Here is a 15,651-nt window from a genome sequence, read left to right on the forward strand (position 1 = left end):
TTGTTTTGCGGTGCGTGAGCGTGTGATCACAATTCGCGCAATTCGTGTGGCGGACGCGGCACCATCGGCGGGGCCCGGCCGTTGTCCCGGGTAGAAGATTTTTGGAGCAGGTGCGCAGCAGTGTGCGGTCCTCGTACGGCAGGCCTCCCGGCGCGGTGGGGTCCTCGCATACGATGGCCGTTGCTCAGCAAGTCAAAAGGAAACCGACCGTCCCAGGCCCGACCGGCAAGGAGACCAACCCCCGTGTCCGTCCTCTCGAAGATCATGCGTGCAGGCGAAGGCAAGATCCTGCGCAAGCTGCACCGCATCGCGGACCAGGTCAACTCCATCGAAGAGGACTTCGTCGACCTCTCCGACGCCGAGCTGCGGGCCCTCACCGATGAGTACAAGCAGCGGTACGCCGATGGTGAGAGCCTGGACGACCTGTTGCCGGAGGCGTTCGCCACCGTGCGTGAGGCCGCCAAGCGTGTCCTCGGTCAGCGTCACTACGACGTGCAGATCATGGGTGGCGCCGCCCTGCACCTTGGTTATGTCGCCGAGATGAAGACCGGTGAGGGCAAGACGCTCGTCGGCACGCTGCCCGCGTATCTGAACGCGCTGTCCGGCAAGGGCGTCCACCTGATCACGGTGAACGACTATCTGGCGGAGCGCGACTCCGAGATGATGGGGCGCGTCCACAAGTTCCTGGGTCTGAACGTCGGCTGCATCCTGGCCAACATGACGCCGGCCCAGCGTCGTGAGCAGTACGCGTGCGACATCACCTACGGCACGAACAACGAGTTCGGCTTCGACTACCTGCGCGACAACATGGCGTGGGCGCAGGACGAGCTGGTGCAGCGCGGCCACAACTTCGCCATCGTCGACGAGGTCGACTCCATCCTGGTCGACGAGGCCCGTACGCCGCTGATCATCTCCGGTCCGGCCGACCAGGCCACGAAGTGGTACGGCGACTTCGCGAAGCTGGTGACGCGCCTGAAGAAGGGTGAGGCCGGCAACCCGCTCAAGGGCATCGAGGAGACCGGCGACTACGAGGTCGACGAGAAGAAGCGCACGGTCGCCATTCACGAGGCCGGTGTCAGCAAGGTCGAGGACTGGCTGGGCATCGACAACCTGTACGAGTCGGTGAACACCCCTCTGGTGGGCTACCTGAACAACGCCATCAAGGCGAAGGAGCTCTTCAAGAAGGACAAGGACTACGTCGTCATGGACGGCGAAGTCATGATCGTCGATGAGCACACCGGTCGTATCCTCGCCGGCCGCCGCTACAACGAGGGCATGCATCAGGCGATCGAGGCGAAGGAGGGGGTGGACATCAAGGACGAGAACCAGACGCTCGCCACGATCACCCTGCAGAACTTCTTCCGCCTCTACAAGCGTCACGACCACGACGGCAAGGAACAGCCCGGTCTGTCCGGCATGACCGGTACGGCGATGACCGAGGCAGCCGAGTTCCACCAGATCTACAAGCTCGGCGTGGTCCCGATCCCGACGAACCGGCCGATGGTCCGTAAGGACCAGTCGGACCTGATCTACCGCACCGAGGTCGCGAAGTTCGAGGCGGTCGTCGACGACATCGCCGAGAAGCACGAGAAGGGTCAGCCGATCCTCGTCGGTACGACGTCGGTCGAGAAGTCCGAGTACCTGTCGCAGCAGCTGTCCAAGCGGGGCATCCAGCACGAGGTGCTGAACGCCAAGCACCACGAGCGTGAGGCGTCGATCGTCGCCCAGGCCGGCCGTAAGGGCGCGGTGACCGTCGCCACCAACATGGCCGGTCGTGGTACGGACATCAAGCTCGGTGGCAACCCCGACGACCTCGCCGAGGCGGAGCTGCGGCAGCGTGGCCTCGACCCCGAGGAGCACATCGAGGAGTGGGCGCAGGCCCTGCCCGCCGCCCTGGAGAAGGCCGAGCAGGCGGTCAAGGCCGAGTTCGAAGAGGTCAAGGACCTCGGTGGCCTCTACGTCCTCGGTACCGAGCGGCACGAGTCGCGGCGTATCGACAACCAGTTGCGTGGTCGTTCGGGCCGTCAGGGCGACCCGGGCGAGTCCCGGTTCTACCTGTCGCTGGGTGACGACCTGATGCGGCTGTTCAAGGCGCAGATGGTCGAGCGCGTGATGTCGATGGCGAACGTGCCGGACGACGTGCCGATCGAGAACAAGATGGTCACGCGCGCGATCGCGTCGGCGCAGTCGCAGGTGGAGCAGCAGAACTTCGAGACGCGTAAGAACGTCCTGAAGTACGACGAGGTCCTCAACCGTCAGCGTGAGGTCATCTACGGTGAGCGGCGTCGTGTCCTGGAGGGTGAGGACCTGCAGGAGCAGATCCACCACTTCATGGACGACACGATCGACGCGTACGTGGGTGCGGAGACCGCCGAGGGCTTCCCGGAGGACTGGGACCTGGACCGGCTGTGGGGTGCCTTCAAGCAGCTGTACCCGGTGAAGGTCACCGTCGAGGAGCTGGAGGAGGCGGCCGGTGACCGGGCCGGTCTGACCGCCGAGTTCCTCTCGGAGTCCATCAAGGACGACATCCGGGAGCAGTACGAGTCCCGGGAGTCCCAGCTCGGCTCGGAGATCATGCGTGAGCTGGAGCGTCGGGTCGTGCTGTCGGTCCTGGACCGCAAGTGGCGCGAGCACCTCTACGAGATGGACTACCTCCAGGAGGGCATCGGCCTGCGCGCGATGGCGCAGAAGGACCCGCTGGTCGAGTACCAGCGTGAGGGCTTCGACATGTTCTCCGCGATGATGGACGGCATCAAGGAGGAGTCGGTCGGCTACCTGTTCAACCTGGAGGTCCAGGTCGAGCAGCAGGTCGAGGAGGTTCCGGTGGAGGACGCCGAGCCGGTCGACATGGAGAAGCAGGACGTGGTGCCGGCGCAGGCGGGTTCGCGTCCGGAGATCCGGGCGAAGGGGCTGGACGCTCCGCAGCGTCGTCAGCTGCACTTCTCGGCTCCGACGGTGGACGGCGAGGGCGGCACGATCGAGGGCGACTTCGAGAGTGACGACGACGAGCCCGTGCGCTCCGAGGCCGACGGCCTTACGCGCGCGGAGCGGCGCAAGCAGGCGAAGGCCGGGCGGCGCCGTAAGAAGTAGGGCTCGGGGACGGGCAGTTCGTAGCGGCTTCGGGGCCGGGTCACCTGTGGGTGGCCCGGCCCTTTGGCGTGGGCAGGCGCGAACTTCCGCGAGCTTGGCCCTCACGGCCCCCTTGGCCTTCTGGTGGCCTGGGTGGTCCTGTGGGTGGTCCTGGGGGCCCTTGTGGGCGGGGAGGAGGGGTGCGGAGGGTTGGGGGGCCAGTCCGCCGGGCTGTTGCGTTCAGCGGCTCTGTGGGCCGTTCGGTTGTCCTTTCAGTCGTCCTGGGGGTGGGGCCTGCGGGGGCCGTCGAGTTCCACCGCGGTGCAGCGCCAGCGGCGGTCCGTGCCGCGTTCCAGGCGGAAGGCCATCGCGCGCAGGCGGTCGCCGGCGCCGATGCGGGCGAAGGCCTCGATGGCGCCGGGGCGGGGGACGTAGTAGCCGATGTCGCGGACGACGGGACGGGCGCCGTGGGCGGTGCGCAGGGCGCCGCTTTCGGCGAGGCGCGCCAGGTCGTCGTAGGCGTGGCCGAGGGTGTGGCGGAGCATGAAGTGGACGGGGCGTCGGCCGGTCAGGACGGCGAGGAGGCGGTCGGCGAAGAGGTCGGTGGGACGGGGCTGGGAGGCGGGGCGGCCGGGGGTCTGAGCGGCGACGGTGGGCGCGAGGGTGGGGGTGCCGGTTCCGGTGCCGGTTCCGGTGCCGGGGGCTCGGGGTGGGCGACTGCCGCTGCCCGGGGTGCGGGGTGGGGTGCCCGCGGGGCGGCGGGTGTCGCGGCGGCCGGGAGGGCGGGTGCCGGGGTGTGCTTGCGTCCTCGTCATGACCTTGTTCATGGGTGACCCCGTTCGGCGGGCCCGGCGACTACCGGGCGGTAACTTTCCGTTGCGGATCTTGTACGGGGTCGCGGTCCGTGACGGCAAGGAAGCGGGGCGTCGGGGGCGAGGGGTCGGAAGGTTCACCTATCAGGGGTGGCCTACGGTGCGGAAAGCCCGACGCCATGGGGGTGGGCCGGGTGAATTCAGGGGCGCTGGGTTGACGCCTGCGGGGGTGCGGGCAGGGGCCCGAAAGGGGACGGCCGCACGTATCCTGAAGGCGCTCGGGGAGGCGCGGAACCGCCCTCCCGGGGCACCGAGACCGAGCCTGCGACCACGCAACGACCACGAAGAGAGCGGCCAGCCATGCGCGTCTACGTCCCCCTGACCCTCCCCGGTCTCGCCGAGGCGCACAAGACGGGTGAGCTGGGGCGCGAGCCGCTCGTCGCGTACGCCGTCACGCCCGCGCTGCGCGAGTGGTACCTCTCGGACGACATCGAGGAGCTGGAGTACGCGGCGCTCAGCAGGGCCGCGCTCGCCTCGCTGCGCCTGCTCGCGGCGGACCCGGGTGCCCCGCGGCGGCGGGTCGTCGTGGCCGTCGACGTGCCCGACCGCGCGGCCGCCGTGGACCCCGACCGGGGTCTCGATCCGGCGGCGCTGGGCGAGGTGAGGGTGGCTGGCGTCGTGTCGCTGTCGAAGGCGGCGGCGGTGCACGTGGACGCCGCGGAGGCGGAGAGCAACGTAACGGCTGCGGCGCAGGCGCTCGCGGCGGCGGACGGCGGGGACGACGACGCGCAGTTCGTCGTGGACGGAGCCGAGGACCACGAGCTGCTGTGGTTCGCCCCGCAGGAGATCCCGAACCTGGTCGGGTCGGGGGACTGACCCGCTGTCTCCGGCCGGCTTCGTTCGGTCACTTGATTGTCAGTGGCGGCGGGTACGTTTTCCGGTATGGGGATGCAGCAGGAAGCGGCGCACATCGTCTGGGACTGGAACGGGACGCTGCTCAACGACAATGACGCGATCATCGGGGCGACGAACGCGGCGTTCGCGGAGCTGGGGCTGGAGCCGCTCACATTGGAGCGCTACCGGGCGCTGTACTGCGTGCCGGTGCCGAAGTTCTACGAGCGGCTGATGGGAAGACTGCCCACCGACGCCGAGTGGGAGGCCATGGACGCGGTGTTCCACCGGTACTACGCCGAGCACCGGGTGCGGTGCGGGCTCACCGAGGGCGCGGTGGAGCTGCTCGCGGGATGGCGGTCGGCGGGGCACAGCCAGTCGCTGCTGAGCATGTACGTGCACGAGGAGCTTGTGCCGCTGGTTCGGGGGTTCGGGATCGAGCCGCACTTCATACGGGTCGACGGGCGGACGGGGCCGTCCGGGGGAAGCAAGGCCGAGCACATGGTGCGGCACCTGAAGGCGCTGGCCGGCGTCGAGGCGGCGCGCACGGTCGTGATCGGGGACGCCGCGGATGACGCGGTGGCCGCGTTGCATGTGGGGGCGCGGGCCGTGCTGTACACCGGCGGGTCGCACAGCCGGGCCAGCCTGGAGGGGGTCGGGGTGCCGGTGGTGGACACACTGGGGGAGGCGGTGGAGGTCGCGGGGGAGTTGGCTGCGGCGGCGTGAGCCTTGGGTGCGGCGTCCTGCGGGCGCCGCACCTGGGGGTCAGGTCACCGGTGCCTTTGCGCGGAGCACTGTCAGGAATTCGCGCATCCAGGCCGAGTGGTCCGGCCAGGCGCGGGAGGAGACCAGGGTGCCGTCGACCACTGCTTCGGCGTCCTGGAAGACGGCGCCGGCGGACTGCATGTCGATCTCCAGCGCCGGGTACGCCGTGACGCGGCGGCCGCGGAGGGCGTCGGCGGCCGCGGTGATCAGGGGGCCGTGGCAGATCTGGGCGACGGGTTTGTCGGCGTCGAAGAACGACTTGAGGATCTTGCGGAGTTCGGGGTCGTTGCGGAGGTACTCGGGGGCGCGGCCGCCGGGGATCACGACGGCGACGTACTGGCCGGGGTCGACCTCGGAGAAGGCGAGGTCGGCGGGCCAGGTGTAACCGGGCTTCTCGGTGTAGGTGTCGAAGCCGGGTTCGAAGTCGTGGACGACGAACTGGAGCTTCTTGCGGGTGGGGGCGGCGATGTGGACCTCGTAGCCCTCCTCGAGCAGGCGCTGGTAGGGGTAGAGGACTTCCAGGGATTCCGCTGCGTCGCCGGTGACGATGAGGATCTTCGCGGTCATGGTGGGCGGTTCCTCTCGAGCGGGCGGTGTCATGGGCAAGGTGCCTCTTGGGGGTGGGTTTGCCAAGAGGGGGTGCGTTCGGGCGTTTCTTCCCAGCCGCCTCTTTCATGGTGTTCCGTGTTCCGGTGCTGTGCAGAACGTCAAACTTCTGGTCGTTGTTTTGTACACATACGGCTCATGACGGGGGCCCCGTGAGGAGCGATAGCCTTGGTGGCGTGATCAGCGCGATAGCTCGCGGGGGTGTGGTAACCCCTGCCCTGCGCCCGGTGTGTGCGGACCATCTCCGCGACCGGGCGGTGGACGCTGGTCGGCGCGGGCGGGACGGGGCCGCATGGGGCCCCTGGACGCCGTACACCCCCTGGGAGCAGACGCAGCAGAGAGCAGCGTCACACGCCGGGGACGTGTCGAACATGGCCGATATCCCCCCGCTCATCTCGCCTTGCGGCATAGCGTCGAAGCAGCCCGGAGACCCCGGGTCGTGGCGTCGAGCCGCAGGGGAAGAGACCGTACTTCCTTCTACGTCACGCAACGGCGCGCGACAGGAGCCAGAGGACAATGCAGACCAAGCTGGACGAAGCCAAGGCCGAGCTGCTCGAGAGGGCGGCGCGGGTCGCTGAGAACAGCCCGGTCGGGGGGAACCTACCGACTGGGACGACGAGCGAGGGCACTCCGGGGACCCCGGACCACGCGGCCCTCCTCGCGTTCCTCCAGCGGTACTACCTGCACACCGCCCCGGAGGACCTCGGCGACCGTGACCCGGTCGACGTCTTCGGAGCCGCACTCTCGCACTACCGGCTGGCCGAGAGCCGGCCGCAGGGGACGGCCAACGTAAGGGTCCACACCCCTACGGTCGAGGAGAACGGGTGGACGTGCAGTCACTCCGTGGTGGAGGTCGTCACCGACGACATGCCGTTCCTCGTCGACTCCGTCACCAATGAGCTGAGCCGGCAGGGACGGGGGATCCACCTCGTCATCCATCCGCAGATCGCGGTGCGGCGGGATGTGACCGGCAGGCTCATCGAGGTGCTCGGCGCGCCGCCCGCCGGGGACCTGCCGCACGACGCGCACGTCGAGTCCTGGATCCACGTGGAGATCGACCGGGAGACCGACCGCGCCGACCTGAAGCAGATCACCGCCGATCTGCTGCGGGTCCTGTCCGACGTCCGGGAGGCCGTCGAGGACTGGGAGAAGATGCGGGACACCGCGCTGCGGGTCGCCGACGAGCTCCCCGAGGAGCCCGTTCCCGGCGATCTGGCGCGGCCCGACGTCGACGAGGCCCGTGAGCTGCTGCGCTGGCTGGCCGCCGACCACTTCACCTTCCTCGGCTACCGGGAGTACCAGCTGCGCGAGGACGACACCCTCGCCGCCGTGCCGGGCACCGGTCTCGGCATCCTGCGCTCCGACCCGCACCACTCCGGCGACGAGAGCCACCCGGTCAGCCCGTCCTTCGAGCGGCTGTCCGCCGACGCCCGCGCCAAGGCGCGCGAGCACAAGCTGCTGGTGCTGACCAAGGCGAACAGCCGGGCCACCGTGCACCGGCCCTCCTACCTCGACTACGTCGGCGTGAAGAAGTTCGACGCGGACGGCAACGTCGTCGGTGAGCGGCGTTTCCTCGGGCTGTTCTCCTCCGCCGCCTACACCGAGTCCGTGGCGCGGGTGCCCGTCGTGCGGCGCAAGGTCGAGGCCGTGCTGAAGGGCGCCGGGTTCTCGCCGAACAGCCACGACGGGCGCGACCTGGTCCAGATCATGGAGACCTACCCGCGCGACGAGCTGTTCCAGACGCCGGTGGACGAACTGCGGTCCATCGTCACCAGCGTGCTGTATCTGCAGGAGCGGCGGCGGCTGCGGCTCTACCTGCGGCAGGACGAGTACGGGCGCTACTACTCCGCGCTGGTCTACCTGCCCCGCGACCGCTACACCACCGGCGTGCGGCTGCGGATCATCGACATCCTCAAGGAGGAGCTGGGCGGGACGAGCGTCGACTTCACCGCCTGGAACACCGAGTCGATCCTGTCCCGGCTGCACTTCGTCGTCCGGGTCCCGCAGGGCACCGAGCTGCCCGAGCTGTCCGACGCCGACAAGGACCGTATCGAGGCGCGGCTGGTGGAGGCGGCGCGGTCCTGGGCGGACGCGTTCGGCGAGGCGATGAACGCCGAGTGCGGGGAGGAGCGGGCCGCGGAGCTGCTGCGGCGCTACAACAACGCCTTCCCCGAGGGCTACAAGGCCGACCACACGCCGCGCGCCGCGGTCGCCGACCTGGTCCATCTGGAACAGCTCACCGAGGAGCGGGACTTCTCGCTCAGCCTGTACGAGCCGGTGGGCGCCGGACCGGACGAGCGCCGCTTCAAGATCTACCGCAAGGGTGAGGCGATCTCCCTGTCGGCGGTGCTGCCGGTGCTCAGCCGGCTCGGCGTCGAGGTGATCGACGAGCGGCCCTACGAGCTGCGCTGCACGGACCGCAGCAACGCCTGGATCTACGACTTCGGTCTGCGCATCCCCAAGTCGCTGGCCGGTCCCGGCGGTGACTTCCTCGGCGACGACGGGCGCGAGCGGTTCCAGGAGGCGTTCTCGGCGACCTGGACCGGCAAGGCGGAGAACGACGGGTTCAACGCGCTGGTGCTGGGCGCCGGGCTGAACTGGCGGCAGGCGATGGTGCTGCGCGCGTACGCCAAGTACCTGCGTCAGGCCGGGTCCACGTTCAGCCAGGACTACATGGAGGACACCCTCCGGACCAATGTCCACACCACCCGGCTGCTGGTGTCGTTGTTCGAGGCGCGGATGTCGCCCGACCGGCAGCGCGCCGGGCTCGAGATCGTCGACGCCCTGCTGGAGGAGCTCGACGCCGCGCTCGACCAGGTGGCCTCGCTCGACGAGGACCGCATCCTGCGGTCCTTCCTCACCGTCATCAAGGCGACGCTGCGCACGAACTTCTTCCAGGAGCGCGCGGGCGGCCGCCCGCACGACTACGTGTCGATGAAGTTCGACCCGCAGGCCATCCCGGACCTGCCCGCGCCGCGGCCCGCGTTCGAGATCTGGGTGTACTCGCCGCAGGTGGAGGGCGTACACCTGCGGTTCGGGAAGGTCGCGCGCGGCGGCTTGCGCTGGTCGGACCGGCGGGAGGACTTCCGCACCGAGGTCCTCGGCCTGGTCAAGGCGCAGATGGTGAAGAACACCGTCATCGTGCCGGTCGGCGCCAAGGGCGGCTTCGTCGCCAAGCAGCTGCCCGACCCGGGCGTCGACCGTGACGCGTGGCTCGCCGAGGGCATCGCCAGCTACAAGACGTTCATCTCGGCGCTGCTCGACATCACCGACAACATGGTCGGCGGGGAGGTCGTGCCGCCGGCCGACGTCGTCCGGCACGACGAGGACGACACCTACCTGGTGGTCGCCGCCGACAAGGGCACGGCGACGTTCTCCGACATCGCCAACGAGGTCGCCGAGTCGTACAACTTCTGGCTCGGGGACGCCTTCGCCTCCGGCGGCTCGGCCGGCTACGACCACAAGGGCATGGGCATCACCGCCCGCGGCGCCTGGGAGTCCGTGAAGCGGCACTTCCGGGAGCTGGGCGTGAACACGCAGGCCGAGGACTTCACGGTCGTCGGCATCGGTGACATGTCCGGCGACGTGTTCGGCAACGGCATGCTGCTGTCCGAGCACATCCGTCTGGTCGCCGCGTTCGACCACCGGCACATCTTCATCGACCCGAACCCGGTCGCGGCGACCTCCTACGCCGAGCGCCGCCGCCTGTTCGAGCTGCCCCGCTCCAGCTGGGCCGACTACGACACCGGCCTGCTGTCGGCCGGCGGCGGGGTCTTCCCGCGGACGGCGAAGGCGATCCCGGTGAACGGGCACATCCGGGAGGCCCTCGGCATCGAGGCGGGCGTCACCAAGCTGACCCCGGCCGACCTGATGAAGGCGATCCTGCGGGCGCCGGTGGACCTGCTGTGGAACGGCGGCATCGGCACGTACGTGAAGTCCTCCACGGAGTCGAACGCGGACGTCGGCGACAAGGCCAACGACCCGATCCGGGTGGACGGCGCCGACCTGCGCGTCAAGGTCGTCGGCGAGGGCGGCAACCTGGGACTGACTCAGCTCGGCCGGATCGAGTTTGCCCGCGGCGGCGGCAGGATCAACACCGACGCCATCGACAACAGCGCGGGCGTGGACACCTCCGACCACGAGGTGAACATCAAGATCCTGCTCAACGGCCTGGTCGCCGAGGGCGACATGACCGTCAAGCAGCGCAACAAGCTGCTCGCGGAGATGACCGACGAGGTCGGCGCTCTCGTCCTGCGCAACAACTACGCGCAGAACACGGCGATCGCCAACGCCCTGGCCCAGTCCAAGGACATGCTCCACGCCCAGCAGCGCTTCATGCGCCACCTGGTCAGGGAGAAGCACCTGGACCGGGCGCTGGAGTTCCTGCCCACGGACCGGCAGATCCGCGAGCGCCTCGGCGCCGGGCAGGGGCTGACCAGCCCGGAGACGGCCGTCCTGCTGGCGTACACGAAGATCACGGTGTCGGACGAGCTGCTGCACACCTCGCTGCCCGAGGACCCCTACCTGCGCACGCTGCTGCACGCGTACTTCCCGACGGCGCTGCGTGAGCGGTTCCCCGAGGGCATCGACAGCCACCCGCTGCGCCGCGAGATCGCCACGACCGTCCTGGTCAACGACACGGTCAACACGGGCGGTACGACGTATCTGCACCGGCTGCGCGAGGAGACCGGCGCGTCGCTGGAGGAGATCGTGCGGGCCCAGACCGCGGCCCGGGCGATCTTTTGCTCGGCGCCGGTGTGGGACGCGGTGGAGGCCCTCGACAACCAGGTCGAGGCGGCCGTGCAGACGCGGATCCGGCTGCACTCGCGGCGGCTCGTCGAGCGCGGCACGCGCTGGCTGCTGAACAACCGGCCGCAGCCGCTCCAGCTCGCCGAGACCGTCGACTTCTTCGCCGAGCGCGTCGAGCAGGTGTGGGCGCAGCTGACGAAGCTGCTGCGCGGCGCGGACCTGGAGTGGTGGCAGAAGATCTACGACGAGCTGACCGACGCGGGCGTCCCTGCCGAGCTGGCCACCCGGGTGGCCGGGTTCTCGTCGGCGTTCCCGGCGCTGGACATCGTCTCGGTGGCCGACCGCATGGGCAAGGACCCGCTGGACGTCGCCGAGGTCTCCTACGACCTCGCCGACCGTCTGCGCATCACCCAGCTCATGGACCGCATCATCGAGCTGCCGCGCGCCGACCGCTGGCAGTCCATGGCCCGTGCCTCCATCCGCGAGGACCTGTACGCGGCCCATGCGGCGCTGACCGCGGACGTCCTGGCCGTCGGCAACGGCACCTCGACGCCCGAGCAGCGGTTCAAGGCGTGGGAGGAGAAGAACGCGGCGATCCTGGGTCGGGCGCGCACCACGCTGGAGGAGATCCAGAGCTCGGAGACGTTCGACCTGGCCAACCTGTCGGTGGCCATGCGGACGATGCGCACCCTGCTGCGGACGCACTCGTAGGCGATACGCACACGGATGAGAGAAGGGCGCTCCCCCAAGCCATCGGGGGAGCGCCCTTCTCGTGTGCCGACCGTGCCGAACGCCTCGACCGTACGGGTTACTTCTTCTTGCCCGAGGTGAACTCCTCGTAGGCGGCCAGGACCTCTTCCGTGGGGCCGTCCATGCGCAGTTCGCCGCGCTCGAGCCACAGCACGCGGTCGCAGGTGGTGCGGATCGCGGCGTTGCTGTGGCTGACCAGGAAGACGGTGCCGGCGTGCTGGCGCATCTCCTGGATGCGGGCCGCCGAACGCGCCTGGAACCGGGCGTCACCGGTCGACAGCGCCTCGTCGATCAGCAGCACGTCGTGGTCCTTGGCGGCGGCGATGGAGAAGCGCAGCCGCGAGCCCATGCCGGAGGAGTAGGTGCGCATGGGCAGGGAGATGAAGTCGCCCTTCTCGTTGATGCCGGAGAAGTCGACGATCTCCTGGTAGCGCTCCTTGATCTGCTCCGGCGTCATGCCCATGGCCAGGCCGCCGAGGTAGACGTTGCGCTCGCCGGTCAGGTCGCCCATCAGGGCCGCGTTGACGCCGAGGAGGGAGGGCTGGCCGTCGGTGTAGATCTTGCCGTTCTCCACCGGCTGCAGGCCCGCGATGCCCTTGAGCAGGGTCGACTTGCCGGAGCCGTTGGTGCCGATCAGGCCGACCGCCTCGCCCTTGTAGGCGACGAAGGAGACCTTCTTGACGGCGTGCACGATCCGCATGCCTGAGGCCTTCGCGGCCTGCTTGGGGCGCATGATGCGGTTGAGGGCGGCGGTGGCGCTGCCCCGGCCGCTGCCGGTTCCGTTGATCCGGTAGACGATGTCGACGCTGTCGGCGATGACGGTGGGGGCCCGCTCGTCGACGGGCTCGGCGGGTGCGGTGCGCGTTGCGTTGCCTGCGTTGTCTGCGATGTCAGCCACGGCCGTACGTCTCCTCAGCCTTCCAGAAGTAGATGAAGCCACAGACGCCGGCGAGCACCGCCCAGCCGGTCGCGATCAGCCACACGTGGGGCGGCAGCTGGCTGGCGTGGAAGCTGTCGATCAGCGCGAAGCGCATCAGGTCGATGTAGACGGCGGCGGGGTTGGCCCTCAGCAGGTCGCCGACCCAGGTGGGCATGCCGTGGTGCTTTTCGATCAGGTTGTCGATGCTCCACATGACGCCCGAGATGTACATCCAGGTGCGCAGGACGAACGGCATCAGCTGGGCGATGTCCGGCGTCTTCGCGCCGGCCCGCGCCATGATCATCGAGACACCGGCATTGAAGACGAACTGGAGCGTCAGCGCCGGGATGACGAGCACCCAGGACAGGGCCGGCGGCACGCCCACCGCGAACAGGATGATCACCAGGGCGGCCATCGAGAACAGCAGCTGCTGGAGCTGCTGGAGACAGAACGAGAGCGGCAGCGCGGCCCGGGGGAAGTGCAGGGCCCGTACCAGGCCGATGCTGCCGGAGATGGCGCGGGTGCCCGTCATGATCGAGCTCTGGGTGAACGTGAACACGAACACGCCCGTGACCAGGAACGGGATGAAGTCAGCCACGTTCTTCTTGGTCTCCAGCAGGACACCGAAGATGAAGTAGTACACCGCCGCGTTCAGCAGCGGGGTCATCACCTGCCAGACCTGGCCCAGCTTCGCCTGGCTGTACTGGGCGGTGAGCTTGGCGGTGGCGAACGCGGTGATGAAGTGGCGGCGCGCCCAGAGCTGGCGGATGTACTCCGGCAGGGGAGGGCGGGCGCCGCTGACCGCCAGGCCGTGCCGCTCGGCCAGGGCTGCGAGCTCGCCGGGACCGTAGGCCGGTGTCTGGGGCGGTGTGTGGAGGACCTGACTCACATCCGCTGCTTTCACTCGGGGGAGGGGGGTTGCGGGCGCCGTTTCCTTAAGTCGTCCGACGTTTTCTTACGTTTCTCTTCACGTTTTCTTACGTCAGGACGGGACCGTATCGTCGCAACGTGAGAGTAGGCCGAGTTGACGTCGGAACGCAACCGTATCGTCGTAACGCCCTATGCTGGTCGCCATGACGACGAACGCGACGAACGCCGAAGGACCCCAGGTGCGCCCGCGCCGCCGGGCGCCCGCGGGTGCGGCCGTGCTCCGCGAGGAGGTGACGGAAGCCATCCGGGCCGCCGTCTTCGAGGAGCTCGCGACCGTCGGCTACGCCCGGATGTCCATCGAGGGCATCGCCCGCCGCGCCGGAGTGGGCAAGACCGCGGTGTACCGCCGCTGGCGCTCCAAGCTGCACCTGGTCCTCGACATTGTCTCGATCATCGCCGTGCAGGGCCTGCCGGCGCCGGAGACCGGCAGCCTGGAGGGCGACCTGCGCATGCTCTACGAGGTGACCTCGCGGGCGCTGCGCCACCCCGTGGCCTCGCAGATCATCCCGGACCTCCAGGCCGAGGCGGCCCGCAATCCCGACATCGCCGAGGCCATGCAGAAGGCGCTGAAGGAGGGGCAGGACGGGGTCGCCCTGAAGATCGTCGCGGCGGCGGAGCAGCGCGGGGAGATCCGTGCGGGGTTCAACGAGGAGCTGGCGCTCGATCTGATCTCGGGTCCGCTTTACTGGCGTTCGGTGGTGATCCGCAGCCCGAAGCTGCCCAAGGGGTATTTGGGCGCGCTGGCTCGCGCGACCGCCGAGGCGATCAAGGCGCTGTAAGCGATCGAGGTGCTGCAGGCGGGTTGAGGCGCGGTACGTGAGCAAGTCGCGGTAGGTGTCGAGGCACTGCAGGCGAGGGACTCCCCGACGAGGACGGCCATCTGCGTGTCGTCGGTCGCCTCCCCCGGATCCCAGCCGCCGCCCCCGCACATCTCGCCACCGTGCGCGGCGGAGCCGCCCTGTCCGGCCGGCGGGAAGCGTTCGGAGAACGCACCCTCCGGTCCGAACTCGAAGGGCGCGCCCAGCGCGTCCCCCACGGCGGAGCCGACGACACAGCCGACAGCGTGCAGCGAGTCAGTCATCCGGGCAGCCTACGGCGACGCCGAGACGACCTGTGTCTCTTCCGTCTCCTGGGCGGCCGCCGCGTCGAGTGCCACGGTGAGCTGGTCCAGGCGCTCGCGCAGGACGCCGATCTCGGAGAGTTCGAGGCCGGTGGCGCCGAGGATCCTGCGGGGCACCTCCAGGGCCTGCTCGCGTAGGGCCGTGCCCTCCTCGGTGAGCCGCACCTCCACCGAGCGCTCGTCGCGGGCGCTGCGCTCACGTCGTACCAGACCGGCCGTCTCCAGCCGCTTGAGCAGCGGGGAGAGCGTGCCGGAGTCCAGACGCAGGTGTTCGCCCAGCTTCTTGACGGGCAGCGGGCCCTCCTCCCACAGGACCAGCATCACCAGGTACTGCGGATAGGTCAGCCCGAGATCCTTGAGGATCACGCGGTACACGCCGTTGAAGGCGCGCGACGCGGCGTGCAGGGAGAAGCAGATCTGGCGGTCCAGGCGGAGCCAGTTCTGCGTGGCGTTCTCCTGGCCGACGGCGGGCGGCGGGGTGGGCACGGGGGCGGTCATATCCCCAGGATAGCTCTTACCCGCAATTTAGTTGTGCCCAATTGAATTGTGTGCTCTACTTATCTCCGTCGGGCGGCCGGACCGGGCCGCCGGAACATGATCTGAGAGGGATGGTTTTCCATGGACGCGCTCTACACCGCTGTCGCCACCGCCACGCACGGCCGCGAGGGTCGCGCCGTCTCCTCCGACGGCAAGATCGACCTCGCGCTGGCCATGCCTGCGGAGCTCGGCGGCAACGGGGAGGGCACCAACCCGGAGCAGCTCTTCGCCGCCGGTTACGCCGCCTGTTTCGGCAGCGCCCTGGGCCTCGTCGGCCGCGCCGCCAAGGTCGACGTCAGCGACGCCGCGGTGACGGCCGAGGTCGGCATAGGCAAGCAGGGCGAGGGCTTCGGCCTGAAGGTCACGCTGCGCGTGGAGCTGCCCGACGCCGTGGACGAGGAGACCGGCCGCAAGCTCGTCGAGCAGGCCCACCAGGTCTGCCCCTACTCCAACGCCACCCGCGGCAACATCGAGGTCGACCTCGTCGTCGAGTAGTCCGGGCC

At 69.3% G+C, this 15,651-nt stretch carries 12 protein-coding genes; 6 read left to right on the forward strand and 6 right to left on the reverse strand.

Going from position 1 to position 15,651, the window contains the following annotated elements; translation table 11 throughout:
- Nucleotides 1–243 precede the first annotated feature (243 nt).
- On the forward strand, nucleotides 244–3,090 hold the full coding sequence (secA, locus tag B5557_RS27005) for a preprotein translocase subunit SecA (RefSeq protein ID WP_079661887.1): 2,847 nt from the start codon (nucleotides 244–246) through the stop codon (nucleotides 3,088–3,090).
- Nucleotides 3,091–3,341: 251 nt separating this feature from the next.
- Here the strand turns inward: secA and B5557_RS27010 are convergent, their stop codons facing one another.
- Entirely contained in the window at nucleotides 3,342–3,896 is a 555-nt protein-coding gene (locus tag B5557_RS27010) for an Rv3235 family protein (protein WP_079661888.1), read from the reverse strand.
- A 345-nt stretch (nucleotides 3,897–4,241) separates the two neighbouring features.
- Here B5557_RS27010 and B5557_RS27020 point away from each other — a divergent pair, with 345 nt between their 5' ends.
- Nucleotides 4,242–4,757, forward strand: a complete 516-nt coding sequence (locus B5557_RS27020; RefSeq protein WP_079661889.1) for a DUF6912 family protein — start codon at nucleotides 4,242–4,244, stop codon at nucleotides 4,755–4,757.
- A gap of 66 nt (nucleotides 4,758–4,823) precedes the next feature.
- The gene (locus tag B5557_RS27025) at nucleotides 4,824–5,498 is read left to right on the forward strand and encodes an HAD family hydrolase (RefSeq protein ID WP_079661890.1); all 675 of its coding nucleotides are present in this window, start codon (nucleotides 4,824–4,826) and stop codon (nucleotides 5,496–5,498) included.
- Between the two features lie 39 nt (nucleotides 5,499–5,537).
- Here B5557_RS27025 and B5557_RS27030 read toward each other — a convergent pair whose 3' ends face one another.
- The gene (locus B5557_RS27030; RefSeq protein ID WP_079661891.1) at nucleotides 5,538–6,104 is read right to left on the reverse strand and encodes a DJ-1/PfpI family protein; all 567 of its coding nucleotides are present in this window, start codon (nucleotides 6,102–6,104) and stop codon (nucleotides 5,538–5,540) included.
- Nucleotides 6,105–6,659: 555 nt separating this feature from the next.
- On the opposite strand from B5557_RS27030, the gene B5557_RS27035 reads away from it, so the two are divergent.
- Nucleotides 6,660–11,603 carry an NAD-glutamate dehydrogenase gene (locus B5557_RS27035; RefSeq protein ID WP_079661892.1) on the forward strand — a complete coding sequence of 1,648 codons (4,944 nt, stop codon included), beginning with the start codon at nucleotides 6,660–6,662 and terminating at the stop codon, nucleotides 11,601–11,603.
- A gap of 97 nt (nucleotides 11,604–11,700) precedes the next feature.
- Here the strand turns inward: B5557_RS27035 and B5557_RS27040 are convergent, their stop codons facing one another.
- Together B5557_RS27040 and B5557_RS27045 are read right to left on the reverse strand one after the other, a co-directional pair.
- Nucleotides 11,701–12,531, reverse strand: coding sequence for an ABC transporter ATP-binding protein (locus B5557_RS27040; protein ID WP_079665025.1), 831 nt, complete (start codon nucleotides 12,529–12,531; stop codon nucleotides 11,701–11,703).
- A 1-nt stretch (nucleotide 12,532) separates the two neighbouring features.
- Nucleotides 12,533–13,450 (reverse strand): ABC transporter permease, encoded by a 918-nt coding sequence (locus tag B5557_RS27045; RefSeq protein WP_079661893.1) that lies wholly within the window; start codon nucleotides 13,448–13,450, stop codon nucleotides 12,533–12,535.
- A 172-nt stretch (nucleotides 13,451–13,622) separates the two neighbouring features.
- Between B5557_RS27045 and B5557_RS27050 the strand changes: the two genes are divergently transcribed.
- Nucleotides 13,623–14,270 carry a TetR/AcrR family transcriptional regulator gene (locus B5557_RS27050; RefSeq protein ID WP_079661894.1) on the forward strand — a complete coding sequence of 216 codons (648 nt, stop codon included), beginning with the start codon at nucleotides 13,623–13,625 and terminating at the stop codon, nucleotides 14,268–14,270.
- On the opposite strand, the gene B5557_RS46325 is transcribed toward B5557_RS27050, so the two are convergent.
- Together B5557_RS46325 and B5557_RS27060 are read right to left on the reverse strand one after the other, a co-directional pair.
- Nucleotides 14,174–14,572 (reverse strand): ADP-ribosylglycohydrolase family protein, encoded by a 399-nt coding sequence (locus B5557_RS46325; RefSeq protein ID WP_443031276.1) that lies wholly within the window; start codon nucleotides 14,570–14,572, stop codon nucleotides 14,174–14,176. The two genes, B5557_RS27050 and B5557_RS46325, sit on opposite strands and share 97 nt — an antisense overlap.
- A 9-nt stretch (nucleotides 14,573–14,581) precedes the next feature.
- Nucleotides 14,582–15,109 carry a MarR family winged helix-turn-helix transcriptional regulator gene (locus B5557_RS27060; RefSeq protein ID WP_079661895.1) on the reverse strand — a complete coding sequence of 176 codons (528 nt, stop codon included), beginning with the start codon at nucleotides 15,107–15,109 and terminating at the stop codon, nucleotides 14,582–14,584.
- Nucleotides 15,110–15,229: 120 nt separating this feature from the next.
- On the opposite strand from B5557_RS27060, the gene B5557_RS27065 reads away from it, so the two are divergent.
- Nucleotides 15,230–15,643: an organic hydroperoxide resistance protein gene (locus B5557_RS27065; RefSeq protein WP_079661896.1), complete on the forward strand. Its 414-nt coding sequence runs from the start codon at nucleotides 15,230–15,232 to the stop codon at nucleotides 15,641–15,643.
- Nucleotides 15,644–15,651: the final 8 nt, after the last annotated feature.

Source organism: Streptomyces sp. 3214.6 (assembly GCF_900129855.1).
GTDB classification, from domain to species: Bacteria; Actinomycetota; Actinomycetes; order Streptomycetales; family Streptomycetaceae; genus Streptomyces; species Streptomyces soliscabiei.